At 72.4% G+C, this 16,934-nt stretch carries 13 protein-coding genes and 1 pseudogene; 3 read left to right on the top strand and 11 right to left on the bottom strand.

Annotated features, from left to right (window positions below):
* Positions 1-159 precede the first annotated feature (159 nt).
* From N8I84_RS24525 to N8I84_RS24515, 3 genes are all read right to left on the bottom strand, one after another.
* On the bottom strand, positions 160-522 hold the full coding sequence (locus N8I84_RS24525) for a helix-turn-helix domain-containing protein (RefSeq protein ID WP_390898941.1): 363 nt from the start codon (positions 520-522) through the stop codon (positions 160-162).
* 474 nt (positions 523-996) lie between these two features.
* The gene (locus N8I84_RS24520; protein WP_263231537.1) at positions 997-1,509 is read right to left on the bottom strand and encodes a DUF3017 domain-containing protein; all 513 of its coding nucleotides are present in this window, start codon (positions 1,507-1,509) and stop codon (positions 997-999) included.
* A complete protein-coding gene (locus tag N8I84_RS24515; protein WP_263231536.1) occupies positions 1,499-2,353 on the bottom strand; it encodes a bifunctional methylenetetrahydrofolate dehydrogenase/methenyltetrahydrofolate cyclohydrolase in 855 nt (284 codons plus the stop codon). Before N8I84_RS24515 ends, N8I84_RS24520 begins: the two co-directional genes overlap by 11 nt.
* Positions 2,354-2,622: 269 nt before the next feature.
* Here N8I84_RS24515 and N8I84_RS24510 point away from each other — a divergent pair, with 269 nt between their 5' ends.
* A complete protein-coding gene (locus tag N8I84_RS24510) occupies positions 2,623-3,306 on the top strand; it encodes an RDD family protein (RefSeq protein WP_263231535.1) in 684 nt (227 codons plus the stop codon).
* 155 nt (positions 3,307-3,461) lie between these two features.
* Here N8I84_RS24510 and purH read toward each other — a convergent pair whose 3' ends face one another.
* Together purH and purN are read right to left on the bottom strand one after the other, a co-directional pair.
* Positions 3,462-5,024 (bottom strand): bifunctional phosphoribosylaminoimidazolecarboxamide formyltransferase/IMP cyclohydrolase, encoded by a 1,563-nt coding sequence (gene purH / locus N8I84_RS24505; protein ID WP_200418905.1) that lies wholly within the window; start codon positions 5,022-5,024, stop codon positions 3,462-3,464.
* A complete protein-coding gene (gene purN / locus N8I84_RS24500; RefSeq protein ID WP_263231534.1) occupies positions 5,021-5,671 on the bottom strand; it encodes a phosphoribosylglycinamide formyltransferase in 651 nt (216 codons plus the stop codon). The genes purH and purN overlap by 4 nt, the downstream gene beginning before the upstream one ends.
* A 365-nt stretch (positions 5,672-6,036) precedes the next feature.
* On the opposite strand from purN, the pseudogene N8I84_RS24495 reads away from it, so the two are divergent.
* Positions 6,037-6,812, top strand: a pseudogene (locus N8I84_RS24495) (hypothetical protein).
* A 130-nt stretch (positions 6,813-6,942) separates the two neighbouring features.
* On the opposite strand, the gene N8I84_RS24490 reads toward N8I84_RS24495, so the two are convergent.
* The gene (locus N8I84_RS24490; protein WP_263231533.1) at positions 6,943-8,541 is read right to left on the bottom strand and encodes a cell division protein PerM; all 1,599 of its coding nucleotides are present in this window, start codon (positions 8,539-8,541) and stop codon (positions 6,943-6,945) included.
* A 104-nt stretch (positions 8,542-8,645) separates the two neighbouring features.
* On the opposite strand from N8I84_RS24490, the gene N8I84_RS24485 reads away from it, so the two are divergent.
* Positions 8,646-9,452 carry a sigma factor-like helix-turn-helix DNA-binding protein gene (locus N8I84_RS24485; protein ID WP_263231532.1) on the top strand — a complete coding sequence of 269 codons (807 nt, stop codon included), beginning with the start codon at positions 8,646-8,648 and terminating at the stop codon, positions 9,450-9,452.
* 114 nt (positions 9,453-9,566) lie between these two features.
* On the opposite strand, the gene sucD is transcribed toward N8I84_RS24485, so the two are convergent.
* The 5 genes from sucD to N8I84_RS24460 form a co-directional block, all read right to left on the bottom strand.
* A complete protein-coding gene (sucD, locus tag N8I84_RS24480) occupies positions 9,567-10,451 on the bottom strand; it encodes a succinate--CoA ligase subunit alpha (protein ID WP_263231531.1) in 885 nt (294 codons plus the stop codon).
* A gap of 21 nt (positions 10,452-10,472) precedes the next feature.
* The gene (sucC, locus tag N8I84_RS24475) at positions 10,473-11,654 is read right to left on the bottom strand and encodes an ADP-forming succinate--CoA ligase subunit beta (protein WP_263231530.1); all 1,182 of its coding nucleotides are present in this window, start codon (positions 11,652-11,654) and stop codon (positions 10,473-10,475) included.
* 489 nt (positions 11,655-12,143) lie between these two features.
* Positions 12,144-13,322, bottom strand: a complete 1,179-nt coding sequence (locus tag N8I84_RS24470; RefSeq protein ID WP_263231529.1) for a VWA domain-containing protein — start codon at positions 13,320-13,322, stop codon at positions 12,144-12,146.
* Entirely contained in the window at positions 13,319-15,673 is a 2,355-nt protein-coding gene (locus N8I84_RS24465; protein WP_263231528.1) for a DUF5682 family protein, read from the bottom strand. The genes N8I84_RS24470 and N8I84_RS24465 overlap by 4 nt, the downstream gene beginning before the upstream one ends.
* Positions 15,670-16,890, bottom strand: a complete 1,221-nt coding sequence (locus tag N8I84_RS24460; RefSeq protein ID WP_263231527.1) for an ATP-binding protein — start codon at positions 16,888-16,890, stop codon at positions 15,670-15,672. The genes N8I84_RS24465 and N8I84_RS24460 overlap by 4 nt, the downstream gene beginning before the upstream one ends.
* Between the last annotated feature and the right edge of the window lie 44 nt (positions 16,891-16,934).

The following is a 16,934-nucleotide window of genomic DNA, read 5'->3' as shown; positions in this document are numbered from 1 at the left end:
GCCGGTCCCACCACGGAAGCGTCGGATCCTCCTCGTACTCCCCCGGGAGGGGAGCGGGCGCCGGAGCTCCTGCGGGGGCGGGAGCGGTGGCCGGACTTCCTGCGGGGGCGGGAACAGCGGCCGAGCCTCCCGCCGAGGCAGGAGCGGTGGCCGGACGTCCTACCGAGGCGGGCGCTGTGGCCGAGCCTCCCGCCGGGACGGAAGCAGTGGCCGGACCTCCCCCGGCGCGGGCGCCGGGGCCGGCTGCCGGGGCCAGGCGCGCACCGCCAGTTCCCAGCGCACACCGAAACGTTCGGTCTCCTCCGCTTCGAGACCGGCGACCCGGCACAGCGCCGTGACCGCCTGGCGGGGCGGCGGCTGGGTGGCGTTGAGGTAGCGCTGCCAGGAGGACTTGCTGTACGCGGTGCGGGCGCCGAGCGCGACGAGGCTGAGCCCGGTGCGGTCCTTCAGGAGCCGCAGCTGTTCCACGAAGTGCCGTACCTCCGGCGGCAGATCGTCCGGCAGCGGCTGCCAGGCGCCCATCCCTCACCCCTCCGCGTCACCCGGTCAAAAAGCGTGTTTCCGTTCGATTGACGACGTCAGGGAGAAGGCCGGTTCCGTTGCGGGGCGCGGACACCGTAGCGGAATGGTCACTTCCGTGCCACAGCGAACCGTCAGGTGTTGAACAGCTCCGGCATGTACATGAAGGTGTTTCCGGCGCCCGGTTCCGGACGGGGGTGGGGACCGGGCGCCGCCCGAGGCGGGACACGGACTGCTCGTTACGGACCGTTCGCCACGGCCCGCTTGTCACGACCCGTTCGATACGGCCCATTCGTTACGGCCAGTTCGTTACGGCCCATTCGTTACGGCCCATTCGTTACGGCCCACTCGTTACGGCCCATTCGTTACGGCCCGTTCGTTACGGCCAGTTCGATACGGCCAGTTCGATACGGCCAGTTCGATACGGACCGTTCCTGTACGACCTGTTCCTGTACGACCTGTTCCTGTACGACCCGTTCAGGCACGGACCGTGAAGTGCAGCGTGTCGTCCAGGAACGGTATCTCCAGCCACGGGTGGGGCTGCGCCATCATCGCGAGCAGCACGATGGCGAGGCCCAGGACGCCGTACGTGATCATGTCCGTGAAGCGGGACCGCACCGCGAGCATGCCCACGTCGGGCAGTGCCCAGCGCATCACGGCGCCGCCCAGCAGCGCGACGCCGATCAGGATCGTGCCGAAGCGGAACGCGTCCAGCGCGGTCAGCAGCAGCCCGAGGCCGACGACGGCCAGCACGGCGAGGATCGGCCACTGCCGGGCCGGCGCGGGAGCGTCACGGGGCGCGGCCCTGCCGCCACCCTCGGGTCGCGCCGTGTCCCGCGTGACCCGCGGAAACCGCCGGGTCACGCGCCGCGGCACACCGTCCGTGTCGGGGGCGCTGACCGCGTCCGTCACCACCGGCTCGGTTTCGGCTTCCCGCCCCTGTGCGGCCCCCTTCTCGGGGTCGCCCGCGGGCCTGGCCTCAGCCGACACTGCGCTCCGCCGCCTCGACCACGTTGACGAGGAGCTGGGCGCGGGTCATCGGGCCGACACCGCCCGGGTTCGGGGAGATCCAGCCGGCCACCTCGGCCACGTCCGGGTGGACATCGCCGACGATCTTCCCCTCGGCGCTGCGCGAGACACCGACGTCGAGGACGGCGGCGCCCGGCTTCACGTCCTCGGCCCGGACCAGGTGGGCGGAGCCCGCCGCGGCGACGATGATGTCGGCGCGCTTGAGGTGGGCGGAGAGGTCGCGGGTGCCGGTGTGGCACTGGGTGACCGTGGCGTTCTCGCTGCGCCGCGTCAGCAGCAGCGGCATCGGGCGTCCGATGGTCACGCCCCGGCCGACGACCACGACCTCGGCGCCCTTGATCTCGACGCCGTAGCGGCGCAGCAGGGTGAGGATGCCGTTGGGGGTGCAGGGCAGCGGGGCCGGCTCGTTCAGCACGAGTCGGCCGAGGTTCATCGGGTGCAGGCCGTCCGCGTCCTTGGCCGGGTCCATCAGCTCCAGGATCCGGTTCTCGTCGATGCCCCTGGGCAGCGGCAGCTGCACGATGTAGCCGGTGCAGGCCGGGTCCTCGTTCAGCTCGCGGACGACCGCCTCGATCTCCTCCTGGGTGGCCGTCGCGGGCAGCTCGCGCTGGATCGACGCGATGCCGACCTCGGCGCAGTCGCGGTGCTTGCCCGCGACGTACTTGCGGCTGCCGGGGTCGTCCCCGACGAGGATCGTGCCGAGGCCGGGCGTGACGCCCTTCTCCTTCAGCGCCGCCACGCGGGCGGTCAGATCGGACTTGATCGCGGCTGCGGTGGCCTTGCCATCGAGAATCTGGGCGGTCATGGTCCCATCCTCGCGGATGACCCGGCCCCGGTTCCAATCCGGGTGGGAACCGATTCCTACGGTCGTCGGCGGGCGCGCCCGGACCGGGAGGATCGCGCACATTGCGACTGCACAACACATGTTTCCGCCGACTGGACAAATTGTCACCGCTGCTAGAACGATGAACGGCGCAGTTCTGCGGTTCGTGTTCGGGGGGCAACCGCTCGGTTCGTGACGTTCCTCCGCGCAATCCGCACCGTCCCCGCTTGCGTCAACGGAGGAAACCGGCCATGAGTTTCGGCTCGCCCAACAATCCCTACGGACAGCCGCAGAACCCCCAGGAGGGGTACGGCTACCCCCAGGGCCAGCAGTACCCCCAGCAGGGCCAGCAGCCCGGCTACGGCTACCCGCAGGCGCCGGGCGTTCCGCCGCAGGGGGGCTACGGCTACCCGCAGCAGCCGGGATACGCGGGCGGCGGCGCCCCCGCTCCCCGGGTCGCGTCGATGGGCCGCCGGTTCGGCGCCCGCCTGATCGACGGCGTCGTCTTCGGCGTCATCTACATCATCCTCGCCGTCGCGGGCGCCGCCGGGGCCGTCGGCGCGGCCAAGGACTGCGACCCGAACGCCGCCGACTACAGCACCTGCATCAACAACGCGAGCTCGGACTTCGTGGCCAAGTTCGGCGCCGTGATCGGCATCCTCGCGATCATCGGACTGCTCTACGAGTGGCTGATGGTCGGCCTGGTGGGCCGCACCCTGGGCAAGATGGCCCTCGGCCTGCACGTGGTGAACGCCGAGACGGGCCAGAAGCCGGGGCTGGGCAAGTCCTTCATCCGCTGGATCATCCCGATGGTCGGCTCCATCGCCTGCGGCATCGGCCAGCTCCTGGTCTACCTGTCCCCGTTCTGGGACAAGTCCGGCCGCCAGCAGGGCTGGCACGACAAGGCCGCGGGCACGATGGTCGTCCAGAACTGACCTGACCGCAGGCATCACACCAAGGGCCGTACCTCGCCCCGGACAGGGGGAGGCACGGCCCTTGCGCGTCGTGTGCAGCCCGCGTCAGCGGGTGAAGTGCCGCGGCGGGGCCAGGCGTTCGCCCGATGGCTCACGCCGCCCCCGCACCGCCGGTGTCAGTGGAAGAAGTGGCGCGTGCCCGTGAAGTACATCGTCACGCCCGCCTTCTGCGCGGCCTCCACGACCTGCTCGTCGCGGATCGAACCGCCGGGCTGCACGATCGCCTTGACGCCCGCGGCGATCAGGATCTCCGGGCCGTCGGGGAAGGGGAAGAAGGCGTCCGAGGCGGCGTACGAGCCGCGCGCCCGCTCCTCGCCCGCCCGCTCGACGGCGAGCTTGCAGGAGTCCACCCGGTTGACCTGGCCCATGCCCACGCCGACGGAGGCACCGTCCTTGGCGAGCAGGATGGCGTTGGACTTGACGGCGCGACAGGCCTTCCAGGCGAAGGCGAGTTCCTTCAGCTCCTCGGCGCTCAGCGCCTCACCCGACGCCAGGGTCCAGTTGGCGGGGTCGTCGCCGTCGGCCTGGAGGCGGTCGGTGACCTGGAGCAGCGCACCGCCGTCGATCTGCTTGATCTCGGCGGGGTTCTCGGGAGCGTTCGGGGCCTTCAGCACCCGGATGTTCTTCTTCTTGGCGAGCGCCTCGAGCGCGCCCTCCTCGTAGTCGGGCGCGACGATGACCTCGGTGAAGATGTCGGCGACCTGCTCGGCCATCTCCCGGCTCACCGGGCGGTTCACGGCGATGACGCCGCCGTAGGCGGAGACCGGGTCGCAGGCGTGCGCCTTGCGGTGCGCCTCGGCGACGTCCGCGCCGATCGCGATGCCGCACGGGTTGGCGTGCTTGATGATGGCGACGCACGGCTCGGCGTGGTCGTACGCGGCACGGCGCGCGGCGTCCGTGTCCGTGTAGTTGTTGTACGACATCTCCTTGCCGTGCAGTTGCTCGGCCTCGGCCAGGCCACCGGTGCCGTCCACGTACAGGGCGGCGGGCTGGTGGGGGTTCTCGCCGTAGCGCAGGGTGTTGCGGCGCTCGTAGGTGGCACCGACGAAGTCGGGGAAGACCGAGTCGTCGACGGGCGCGTACGAGGACGCGAACCAGGACGCGACGGCGACGTCGTAGGCGGCGGTGTGCTGGAAGGCCTCGGCGGCCAGCCGCTTGCGGGCGGTGAGGTCGAAGCCGCCGTCGCGGACGGCGGCGAGGACGTCGGCGTACCGGTCGGGGCTGGTCACCACGGCCACCGACGGGTGGTTCTTGGCGGCGGCGCGGACCATGGAGGGGCCGCCGATGTCGATCTGCTCGACGCACTCGTCGGGGGAGGCGCCCGAGGCGACGGTCTCGCGGAACGGGTAGAGGTTGACGACGACGAGGTCGAACGGCTCGACGCCCAGCTCGGCGAGCTGCTGCCGGTGGGTCTCGAGGCGCAGGTCGGCGAGGATGCCCGCGTGGACCTTGGGGTGCAGGGTCTTGACCCGGCCGTCCAGGCACTCGGGGAAGCCGGTCAGCTCCTCGACCTTGGTCACGGGGACGCCGGCGGCGGCGATTCGGCCGGCGGTGGAGCCGGTCGAGACGAGCTCCACGCCCGCCTCGTGCAGGCCACGGGCGAGCTCTTCGAGCCCGGTCTTGTCGTAGACGCTGACGAGCGCGCGCCGGATGGGCCGCTTGGTGCTCTCGGCGGTCACTGGATAACTACCTTTCGTCCCTCAATGCGATAGCCGTTGCGGGCGATCCGCCCCACGACCTCGACGAGCAGTCTTCGCTCGACTTCCTTGATGCGCTCGTGCAGAGCGCTCTCGTCGTCCTCGTCCCGGACCTCCACCACGCCCTGCGCGATGATCGGCCCGGTGTCGACGCCGTCGTCGACGAAGTGGACGGTGCAACCGGTGACCTTGGCGCCGTACGCGAGCGCGTCACGCACACCGTGGGCTCCGGGAAAGCTGGGCAGGAGAGCGGGGTGGGTGTTGACGAACCGCCCGCCGAACCGGGCGAGGAACTCCTTGCCCACGATCTTCATGAACCCGGCGGAGACGACGAGGTCGGGTTCATGGGAGGCGACGGCCTCGGTGAGGGCCGCGTCCCACGCGTCCCGGCTCTCGAAGTCCTTCACCCGGCACACGAAGGTGGGCAGCCCGGCGCGCTCGGCGCGGGCGAGGCCCTCGATCCCGTCGCGGTCGGCGCCGACGGCCACGACCTGGGCCCCGTAGGCGGCGGGGCCGGCCTCGGCGATGGCGTCGAGAAGCGCCTGCAGGTTGGTGCCGGAACCGGAGACCAGGACGACCAGGCGCTTGGCCGCGGACTCGGTGACGGTCTCGGCCACGGACTCGGGCACGGCGGGGCCCTTTCTCGGCGAAGTGTGCGTGTGGTCGCTCGGAAGAGCGTTTGTACGGTCGTACGAATGCTTCGCGCCCCGGGATACGGGGAAGTCTACGAAGCGGCCGACCGTCAGCAACGATACCGGCACACCGGCAGGCCCCCGGGCGACGGGGGCGTGGCCGGAAGGTAGCGTCTGGGGAGGAGCCACCCGAAGAAGCAGCCCGGAAAGCGGTCGGAGGCGGGGGAACGCCGCACCTGCGCGGGACGTTGACCGGGTGAGGGGGACGCCCGCGGCACCGCCTGTGCGGGGCGCGCCCACCGCACGGCGAGCTCCGTGGACGAACCGCCCGCCCGTACCACCAAGGGGAAGACGCACACCTGATGCCGGACCGCAGTCTCCGACTCCTTCCGCTGCTGCTGCGCGAGCGGCACCCTTCGCCTGTGCCGCCGCAGGAGAGCGACGGGGCACCGTCCGCGGGCGGCGGATCCGTCGGGGACGGCCGGGGGCCCGAGGAGGCACCGGCGGACGACAATCCGTTCGCGCCACCGCCGGAGGGGGCACCGACCGGCCCTGGCAGCCGCGCCGCCCCGGCCGGGGGCAGGACGGCTCCGGCGAAGGCGGACGTTCGCCCTGGGGCAGCCAGTGGAGCGACCGGCAGCCGGGCCCCGCGACGGGCGGCCGCTTCGGCGAACGTCCGGGCGGCCCCGGCGGACAGGGCGGTCCTGAGGGCCCGGGCTCCCCCGGCCCCGGTGCGGGACCGCGCTGGGACCCCAGGGACCCGGTCCAGCGCCGTGCGCGGTACGCACTGCTGGGCGGTATGTGGGCGTTCTTCTTCGCGCTGTTCAGCTGGCAGTACGTGGCGCTGCTGCTCGGCGCGCTGTCGCTGTACTGGGGGGTGAGCGCCCTGCGCGCGAAGACCGGCACCACCGCCCCGGACAGCCCCACGCCTCCGGCCCGCCCCCAGACCACGGCAGCGATCAGCGGCCTGGTCACGGCGTCGCTGGCGCTGGCGCTGGTGGCGACCACCTTCGCGGCCCAGTTGGTCTACCGGGACTACTACACGTGCGTCAACGACGCCTTGACGGCGGCGTCCAAGCAGTCCTGCAACGACCTTCTGCCGAAGGACCTGCGGGGGATTCTGGGGACGAACGGCTGACATTCCCACCCGGCCGTATCGCATCCGCGCCCTTGGGCGGAAGCTTCTCCGGTGCTGTGAATCTTGTGGACGCGATCCCCTCCGGTGGGGTGAGCAGACCCTCCTCCGGTCCCGTGGGCGGACCGCGCCGTCACGGCTTTTTCTGTGGGATGGGCGTCAGGTCCGGCCCGTCCGACCCGTCCGGCGCGTCCGGCCCGTCCGGCGCGTCCGGTCCGTCCGGTCCGTCCGGTCCGTCCGGCAGAAACGGATCCACGTCCGCTGCCAGCACCTCGTACGCGAACAGGTCCTGATCCTCCCAGACCCCGTCCGCCCGCGCCCCCACCGGTTCGGACGCCACCTTTGCCGGCACGGACGTCACCGCGGAGGCGACCGGAACCTCGACCCGCCGCTCCCCCACCTCCCGGGCCTCCATCCCCCGGACCTCGACCCGCCGCTCCTCCACCTGCCGCAGAGACCACCACCGCACGACCACCGCGACCGGCACCCCCACCCCCGCGACCCATCCCGCAGCAGCGCCCCCGACCTGCCACCCCACCGGCCCGAACCGCGCCAACGCCGCGACCCCGAGCGGCCCCCCGGACACTTCCGCGAGCCCTCCGAGCAGCAGGCCGCACATCACCGCCGCGCCCAGGACACCCGCCACCGTCCGCCCGACGGACCACCCCGCACCGCGCCCTCGCTCGGCGCGAGCGCCCCGTGCCATGAACCACCCCACCACCAGTCCCGCCGCGACCGGCACCACGCCCACCGCCCAGCCCAGCAGCCCGCCCCCGCTCCCGGGCACAGCCGCCAGCAGCGGAAACGCCGGCATCAGCGACGGCGCCGTCGCCGGCGACCACGGCCCCATGCCATGCCCCGCCCCCAGCAGGAACCCGGGCCCCAGCGCGTACGCCGCCGCCCACACCGCCGCGTTCGGCACCAGGGCGACCGCCAGCAGCAGCACCGCTCCCCGCCCTGCCCAACCCTGCGTGACCTGGAGGAACGACTCCCGCACCACGTCGCCGTGCCACACCAGCGACAGCCCCACGAGCAGCGCGCCCCCGCCGACCAGCACGGCCGTCCCGGCCAGGGCACCCCGTCCGGCGTTCGAGAGCAACTCCTGTTCGTCACGGTTGAGCACGCGCAACGCCCCGGTCGGCGGCTCGTACGCCCTCCACACCCCCACCCCCGCCGACACCACGGTCACCAGCGGCAGGCAGACGAGGGTCCACGCCCACGAGGGCCGCAGCGCCCCCGCCGAGGCGTACAGAGCCGCCGCCAGCCCCACCCCGACGTAGCCCGCCACCACGCCGCACCACGCCGGCCCGACGGCAACGGGTTCCGCTCCTCCTGCGCCCTCCAGGCCCTTCACGGTCTCCAGGCCCTCCGCGGCCTCCCCGTCCGTCACCTCCCGCGCCGCCCGGTAGAGCAGCCACACCGGCACCACGGACGCCAGCAGCGGCGCGATGCCGACGGGCGCCGGCCCCCCGGACAGCGTCTCGGTGCGGAAGAGCACCACACCGTGCGCCAGCAGCCACGACGCGGCCGCCACCCTCAGCGCCCCGCCGGGCCCGTCGTCCGGGTACGGCGCACTGATCCACAGGACGATCGCGAGCAGGGCGAACGCACCGAGCCCCGCCACCGCGGCAAGGGCTCCACCGAGCAGGCTCGCACCCAGCCCGGGCCACCGGTCGCGCGACCGGGCGAGCAGGGACGGCAACGGAATGCGACGGTCGGTCCATTGAGTCACGCCGCCATGCTCCCAACGACACGCGCTTTCCCGGCGTAACGCATGAAACACGGATGTGTCGCTAAAAATACTTTTATGTACTTTTCGGCACGGCGGGCCGCCCGATGAGGCAGACCCTGACGCCTCAGCAGGCCTTCGACGCGCTGTACGAGTACTGCGCCCCCGCCCTCGTACGGCAGGCGTACCTGCTCACCGGCCGGCGCGCCCTGGCCCGGGAGGCCGTCGAGTGTGCCTTCCAGCTGGCGTGGCAGCGCTGGCCCGAGGTGGCCGTGGACCGCGATCCCGCGGGCTGGGTACGAGCAGCGGTGCACGACCGGGCCCTCTCCCCCTGGCACCGTTTCCGCCTGCGCCACCGGCTCCCCGAGCCGCCGCCCCCGGGCCCCTCGAACCGCGCCCTGCTGCACGCGCTCCTGAAACTGCCGCCGACCCAACGACGCACCCTGCTGCTCTACGACGGCCTCGGCCTCGACCTGCCGGACGTCGCGGCCGAGACGGAGGCGAGCACCCCGGCCGCCGCCGGCCGTCTGCTGCGTGCCCGCGCCACGCTGGCCAGGCTCGTACCGGACCAGGCGCAACCGGAGGCCCTGCCCCGCCGGCTCGCCGAACTGGCCTCCTCGGAGCGCCTCCGCGCCCCCGAGGCGCCCTCGGTCCGCTCCCGCGGCGAACGCCGCACCCGCCACTGCGCCCGCGCGGCGATCGCCCTGACGACGGCGGTCATCGGCGCGACGACCCTGACCCTGCGCACCGCCGCGGACCACTACGAGGCCCCGGTGGGCCGGGGCACTCCCGTCCGGAACATTCCCCCACTCCTGGCCCAGGGGCCCCTGTCCCAGCCGCAGACGGCGCTGCGCAGCAAACTGATGTCGGCCCCGCACCATGGCCCGGCCCGACTGACACCTCAGCCCCGCTGAGCCGGTCAGCCGGTCAGCCGGTCAGCCGGTCAAGGGCTGCGGCGGCTCGCGGAAAGCCCGGTGGGCCCGCACCCCAAGGGGTACGGGCCCACCACGCGTTCAGCCGGGCGGAGTTCAGCCGGCCAGGATCTCCCGCGCGAGCTTCGCGGTCTCCGTCGGCGTCTTGCCGACCTTGACGCCCGCGGCCTCCAGCGCCTCCTTCTTCGCCTGGGCGGTGCCCGACGAACCGGAGACGATGGCGCCCGCGTGACCCATGGTCTTGCCCTCGGGCGCGGTGAAGCCCGCGACGTAGCCGACGACCGGCTTGGTCACGTTCTCCTTGATGAAGGCCGCGGCCCGCTCCTCGGCGTCGCCGCCGATCTCACCGATCATGACGATCAGGTCGGTGTCGGGGTCGTCCTGGAACGCCTTCAGCGCGTCGATGTGCGTGGTGCCGATGATCGGGTCACCGCCGATGCCGACGCAGGTCGAGAAGCCGATGTCCCGCAGCTCGTACATCATCTGGTACGTCAGCGTGCCGGACTTCGAGACCAGGCCGATGCGGCCCGGCTTGGTGATGTCGGCCGGGATGATGCCGGCGTTCGACTGACCCGGGGTGATCAGACCGGGGCAGTTCGGGCCGATGATGCGGGTCTTGTTGCCCTTCTTGCCGGCGTACGCCCAGAAGGACGCCGTGTCGTGCACCGCGATGCCCTCGGTGATGACGACGGCGAGCGGGATCTCGGCGTCGATGGCCTCGACGACCGCGTCCTTGGTGAACTTCTCCGGGACGAAGATGACCGTGACGTCGGCGCCGGTCTTCTCGATGGCCTCCTTGACGGAGCCGAAGACCGGGATCTCGGTGCCGTCGAAGTCGACGGTCTGGCCCGCCTTGCGCGGGTTCACGCCACCGACGATGTTCGTGCCGGACGCCAGCATGCGGCGGGTGTGCTTCTGGCCCTCGGAGCCGGTCATGCCCTGGACGATGACCTTGGATTCCTTGGTGAGGAAGATAGCCATGGTGTTCTGTGACCTCGTCCCTTACTTCGCGGCAGCAGCCAGCTCGGCGGCCTTGTCGGCCGCACCGTCCATGGTGTCCACACGCTGGACCAGCGGGTGGTTGCGGTCGTCCAGGATCTGGCGACCCAGTTCGGCATTGTTGCCGTCGAGACGCACGACCAGCGGCTTGGTGACCTCCTCGCCCTTGGACTCGAGGAGCTCCAGGGCCTGCACGATGCCGTTGGCGACCGCGTCACAGGCGGTGATGCCACCGAAGACGTTCACGAACACGGACTTGACGTCCGGGTCGCCGAGGATGATCTCCAGGCCGTTCGCCATGACCTCGGCGGAGGCGCCACCGCCGATGTCGAGGAAGTTGGCGGGCTTGACACCCTTGTGCTTCTCACCGGCGTAGGCGACGACATCGAGGGTGGACATGACCAGACCCGCGCCGTTGCCGATGATGCCGACCTCGCCGTCGAGCTTGACGTAGTTGAGGTTCTTCTCCTTGGCCGCGGCCTCGAGCGGGTTGGCCGCCGCCTTGTCGTGGAGCTCCTCGAACTCGGGGTGACGGAACTCGGCGTTGTCGTCCAGGGACACCTTGCCGTCGAGGGCGATGACGTCACCGGAGGCGACCTTGGCCAGCGGGTTCACCTCGACCAGGAGGGCGTCCTCCTTGATGAAGACCTCCCAGAGGCTGACCAGGACGTCGGCGACCTTGTCGGCGACCTCGGCCGGGAACTTGGCCGCGGCGACGATCTCCTGCGCCTTCGCCTTGTCCACACCGTCGATGGCGTCGATGTCGATCTTGGCGACGGCCTCGGGGCGGGTGGCCGCGACCTCCTCGATCTCCATGCCGCCCTCGACGGAGGCGATGGAGAGGAAGGTGCGGTTGGCGCGGTCGAGGAGGAAGGAGACGTAGTACTCCTCGACGATCTCCGGGGCGGTCTCGGCGATCATCACCTTGTGGACCGTGTGGCCCTTGATGTCCATGCCGAGGATGTCCGTCGCGCGGGCGACCGCCTCGTCCGGGGTGGCGGCCAGCTTGACACCGCCGGCCTTGCCGCGGCCACCGACCTTCACCTGCGCCTTGACGACCGACTTGCCGCCCAGCCGCTCGGTGATCTCGCGCGCCGCCTCAGGCGTGTCGATGACTTCACCGGCCAGCACCGGTACACCGTGCTTGGCGAAGAGGTCCCTCGCCTGGTACTCGAACAGGTCCACGCGCTTCCGTCCCTATCAGTGATCTCGCGGTTCGTTGGATGCGTGGGCGTGCCGCGAAGGGCAACGTGACGTCCGCTCTGTGTCACAAGGGAGGCGCACACGGTGTCCGAGCGCGCGGCATGTCCGTCTCGCAGGTTATCGCCGCTCGCGGGGCCTCCATAAATCGGGGGTCACACCTGAGCGGTGATACCTGTCACATGATGCCGCGCTCTCTGGCACGGGGTGCCACCGGTGAAGGGCCTCACCCGGATGGGGTCGACCCGGTGAGGCGCCTCGAACAACCGCGTAGGGCTCTGGGCGGCTGATCCCCACCCCAATGGGGACCGGCCGGCCCTTTCCGCGAGGTACCGGACGGACGAACCGACGGCTTTCGGCCGTCCCCCGAGGTCTCGCGGGGAGGAGCGCTGCCCTGATCGGGGAACTCGGGAATGTCACGTGCCGGTCCAGCGCGGTGATGTGTCCGGCTTTGGGATCCCTCGCTCGTCGCCGTCAGGCCGTCTCCGGTATCGGCAGGGGCCGCTTCTCGATCGCCGCCGCCATCACCTCCGGGAAGAGGTCGGGCGTGCACGCGAACGCCGGTGCTCCGAGCGCCGCGAGCGCTGCCGCGTGCTCCCGGTCGTACGCGGGTGCCCCCTCGTCGGAGAGCGCGAGCAGCGCCACGAACTGCACCCCCGACGCCTTCATGGCCGCCACCCGCTTGAGCATCTCGTCGCGGATGCCTCCCTCGTACAGGTCGCTGATGAGGACCACGACCGTCTCCGTGGGCCGCGTGATCTGCGACTGGCAGTACGCCAGCGCCCTGTTGATGTCCGTGCCGCCGCCGAGCTGGGTGCCGAAGAGGACGTCGACCGGGTCGTCGAGCTGGTCGGTGAGGTCCACGACGGCCGTGTCGAAGACGACGAGCCGGGTGGCGATGGACCGCATGGACGCCAGCACCGCCCCGAACACGGACGCGTACACCACCGAGGCCGCCATCGACCCCGACTGGTCGATGCAGAGGACGACCTCCTTCTTCACCGACTGGGACGCCCGCCCGTACCCGATCAGCCGCTCCGGCACCACCGTGCGGTACTCCGGCAGATAGTGCTTGAGGTTGGCGGCGATCGTGCGGTTCCAGTCGATGTCCCGGTGGCGGGGGCGGGTGATGCGGGCGCTGCGGTCGAGGGCGCCGGTGAGCGTGGCCCGGGTGCGGGTGGCGAGCCGCTTCTCCAGGTCCTCGACGACCTTGCGCACCACCGCCCGCGCCGTCTCCTTGGTGGTCTCCGGCATCGCCTTGTTGAGCGAGAGCAGCGTGCCGACCAGGTGCACGTCGGCCTCGACCGCTTCGAGCATCTCCGGTTCGAGCAGGAGTGTGGACAGCCCGAGCCGGTCTATGGCGTCACGCTGCATGACCTGGACGACGGACGAGGGGAAGTAGGTGCGGATGTCGCCGAGCCAGCGCGCCACGGACGGCGCGGACGCCCCGAGCCCCGCCGAACGGTCCCGCCCCTGCTGCGGCCTGTCCCCCTTCCCGTACAACGCGGTCAGCGCCCCGTCCATCGCCGCGTCCTGCCCGCTCAGCGCGTACCCCGTGCCGTCCGCCGCGTCTCCGCCGAGGACGAGCCGCCAGCGCCGCAGCCGCTCGTCGGCTCCGGCGGTGTCCGTCCCGTCGGTCGTGTGCGTGCTCATCCGGCCACCCCCACCAGGTCGTTGACGTCGCTGCCGTCGGGTTCGTCCAGGCCGAGCAGCAGGCGCAGCACCGGGACCACGGCGTCCGCCCGTCCCGTGTCGAGGCCGGTGCCGAACCCGGGGACACCCGCGCCGGTGGCCGCCGCGCTTCCCCGTGCGTCCGGCCCGCGGCGCACCAGCTCGCCGAGGGTTCGCCGCACTCCGGGCTCGTACGCCGAGAACGTCCGTCGCAGCAGCGGCAGTACGTCGGTGAACGCCTCCGCCGGCACCCCGGTGAGCCAGGCGTCCACCAGCGCGAGCAGCCGCTCGTCGTGCACGAGCAGCATCCCGCCGCCGGAGCCGCCTCCGACGAACCCCTCGATCCACGCGGCCGCGTCCGCCGGCGGCGTCCCCGGGGACAGCACGAGACCCATCAGCCGCGCGGCCTCGTCCTGCGCCAGCGCCCCTTCGTCCAGGAGCAGCCGCACGGCCCTCCCGCGGATCACCCCGGGCACGGTGTCCCGTCCACCGAGCACCCGCAGGACGGCACGCCAGCGCCCCCGTATGTCGCCGTGGTCCGCCGCGATGCCGTCCCCGAGCAGCCCCACCGCGCCGTGAACGGCGTCCACATGGCGCCGCATCTCCTCGGCCGCCTCCGCGTCCAGCGCCGCGCACGCCGGTGGCAGCCCGACGAACACGCGCTCGGCGAGACCCGCCGCGACGTCCGCGAGCGCCCGGGTGTCCGTACCGCGCACGTCCCCGTAGCGCAGGGAACGGACCAGGGCGGGCAGGGCCTGGGCGAGGTGGCCGACGTCGGCGTCGAGGGCGGCTCGGTCGGCGAGGACCCGCATCACCACGGGCAGCGCCGCCGGCAGCTCAGCCAGCAGGCACCGCTCGGCGAGCGCGGTGACGTCGGCGAGGGCCTGCGCGGCGGTGGCGTCCGCCTCGGCCCTGGCGGTCGCGGCGGCGAGCACGGTCGTCCCCCACACCCCGGCCTCGGCGACCCGCACCGCGAGCTCCGGTTCCCAGCGCAGCCGCCAGGTCTCCCGGAACGTCCCCGTGCTGCCCCGCGAGGCCGCGGGCTCCCCCCAGCCGATCCCGAGGAGCCGCAGCCGGTGCAGCAGCCGGCTGCGCTCGGCGTCGGTGTCCTTGCGCAGGTCCAGCTCCACGTCCCGCTCCAGCGGCTCGGGTTTGAGCCTGAGCCGCTTCTGCAGCCGGGCGAGGTCCCGCTGCAACGGCACGGCGGGAGCCGATTCCGGCACCTCCCCCATGTCGTCGCCGACCACCAGACGGTCGCGCACCAGCGCCAGCGGCACGTCCGAGCCCTCGCACATCACCGCCCGCACCGCGTCGATCGTCTCCGACAGGCCCGGAAGCGGGCGCCCGCGCAGGACGGCGAGCGTTCCGGCCAGTCGGACCGCCTCGATGACGTGCGCGGACGACACGATCCGGTCCTCCTCGCGGAGCAGCCCGGCGACCTTGGTCAGCCACCGCTCGACGGGCCGGTCGGGAGCGCGGAACAGGTGTCCGTACCAGCCCGGCGAGTCGATGCCCGCCCCGTACCCACTGGCCCGGGCGAGCCTGCGGTGGGTCCAGGGCACCCAGGTCGTGTCCGTCTTCACCTTGGGCAGGCCCTTCAGCAGCGCGCGGTCGGCGGTGACGGAGGTCCGCTCGCGCAGCGCGGGCACGTGCCAGGCCCCGCACACCACCGCCACGTCGGCCCCGAACTCCCGCTCGGCCGCGCGGACCTGGAGCCGCATGCAGGCCTCCCGCACGAGGTCCCGCTCGTGTCCCCCGGCGCCGTACTCCTCCCGCAGGGCGGCCATGGCGTCCCCGAGCACGGTGAACGGCGCAAGCGGGTCCCCCGTCCCCACGCCCCTGTGCTCGACGACATCCTCCCACCATCGCTCCGGGTCGTCGTACCCGGCGGCCTCGGCCAGCACGGCGAGGGGGTCGACACGGACGGTGGCGTCGGAGCCGTCGGCCGCGTCGGGCGCCTCGGCCTCGATCCCCGTGGCTTCTTCCTTGTCCCACACCAGTGTGTGCGCCGCCGGCAGGTCGATGAACCGGGCCGGAACCCCCTGGCGCAGGGCCCAGCGGATCGCCACCCACTCCGGGGAGAACTCGGCCAGCGGCCAGAAGGCCGATCGTCCGGGCTCGTCCACGGCGTGAGCGAGCAAGGCGACGGGGGGCCTCATGTCCGGGTGCTCCGCGAGCGGGATCAGGGCGTCCGCCTCCGGTGGCCCCTCGATCAGCACCGTCCGCGGTCGCGCCGCCTCCAGCGCGGCCCGCACGGCCCGCGCGGATCCCGGCCCGTGATGCCGCACCCCGAGCAGCAGTGGTCCCCTCCGCGGGGAGTCGGAGTCTTTCACGCGGTCACCTCCCGGCACGCGCGGTAGAAGTCGGTCCAGCCGTCGCGCTCGCGGACCACCGCTTCCAGGTACTCCTGCCAGACGACACGGTCGGCCGCCGGGTCGCGGACGACGGCGCCGAGAATGCCCGCGGCGACATCGCTCGGACGCAGCACGCCGTCGCCGAAGTGGGCGGCCAGCGCCAGTCCGTTGGTGACGACGGAGATCGCCTCGGCGGTGGACAGGGTGCCGCTGGGCGACTTCAGCTTGGTCCGGCCGTCCGTCGTGACGCCGCCCCGCAGTTCGCGGAAGACCGTCACCACGCGGCGGATCTCGTCGATGCCGTCGGGCACGGCCGGCAGGTCGAGCGAGCGGCCGATCTGGTCGACCCGGCGGGAGACGATGTCGACCTCGGCCTCCACGCTGTCCGGGAGCGGCAGCACCACCGTGTTGAAGCGGCGGCGCAGCGCGCTCGACAGGTCGTTGACCCCGCGGTCGCGGTCGTTGGCCGTGGCGATCAGGTTGAAGCCGCGGACGGCCTGCGCCTCTTCGCCCAGCTCCGGTATCGGCAGCGTCTTCTCCGACAGGATCGTGATCAGGGTGTCCTGGACGTCGGCCGGGATGCGGGTCAGCTCCTCGACGCGGGCGGTCATCCCCTCGGCCATGGCCCGCATGACGGGGCTCGGCACCAGGGCGTCGCGGCTGGGGCCGTGCGCGAGCAGCCGCGCGTAGTTCCACCCGTAGCGGATCGCCTCCTCCGGGGTCCCGGCGGTGCCCTGCACGAGCAGGGTCGAGTCGCCGCTGATGGCCGCCGCCAGGTGCTCGGACACCCAGGTCTTGGCCGTGCCCGGCACGCCGAGCAGGAGCAGGGCGCGGTCGGTGGCGAGCGTGGTGACGGCGACCTCGACGATGCGGCGCGGGCCCACGTACTTCGGTGTGATGACGGTGCCGTCCGGCAGCGTGCCGCCGAGCAGGTAGGTGGCGACGGCCCACGGCGACAGCTTCCAACGGGCCGGTCGCGGCCGGTCGTCCTGGGCGGCCAGCGCGGCGAGTTCGTGGGCGAAGGCGTCCTCGGCGTGCGGCCGCAGCGCTTCCGCGGGCGCGGTCCCCTTCTCCTGCCCGGGTGTGGGCACGGGTGCGGACTCGGGCCCGCCGGGGTCCGCGCTCCCGCTTCCGTTCGCGGGCGCGGACGGGATCGGGCTCGCTTCGACGGACTTCTGGTCAACGGACGCACGCATGGCCGTATCCCCCTCCAGCTCGGCCGGTTCGGATCTGTCACCAA

Source organism: Streptomyces cynarae, assembly GCF_025642135.1.
Classification (GTDB): domain Bacteria; phylum Actinomycetota; class Actinomycetes; order Streptomycetales; family Streptomycetaceae; genus Streptomyces; species Streptomyces cynarae.
This window is presented reverse-complemented; position numbering and strand designations above follow the sequence as displayed.

Bases quoted from the DNA above. Each gene is read 5' to 3' on its own strand.
- N8I84_RS24460 (WP_263231527.1), bottom strand. From the start codon at position 16,890: ATGCGTGCGTCCGTTGACCAGAAGTCCGTCGAAGCGAGCCCGATCCCG.
- sucD (WP_263231531.1), bottom strand. From the start codon at position 10,451: ATGGCTATCTTCCTCACCAAGGAATCCAAGGTCATCGTCCAGGGCATG.
- N8I84_RS24485 (WP_263231532.1), top strand. From the start codon at position 8,646: ATGAGGCAGACCCTGACGCCTCAGCAGGCCTTCGACGCGCTGTACGAG.
- N8I84_RS24525 (WP_390898941.1), bottom strand. From the start codon at position 522: ATGGGCGCCTGGCAGCCGCTGCCGGACGATCTGCCGCCGGAGGTACGG.
- N8I84_RS24515 (WP_263231536.1), bottom strand. From the start codon at position 2,353: ATGACCGCCCAGATTCTCGATGGCAAGGCCACCGCAGCCGCGATCAAG.
- N8I84_RS24510 (WP_263231535.1), top strand. From the start codon at position 2,623: ATGAGTTTCGGCTCGCCCAACAATCCCTACGGACAGCCGCAGAACCCC.
- N8I84_RS24470 (WP_263231529.1), bottom strand. From the start codon at position 13,322: ATGAGCACGCACACGACCGACGGGACGGACACCGCCGGAGCCGACGAG.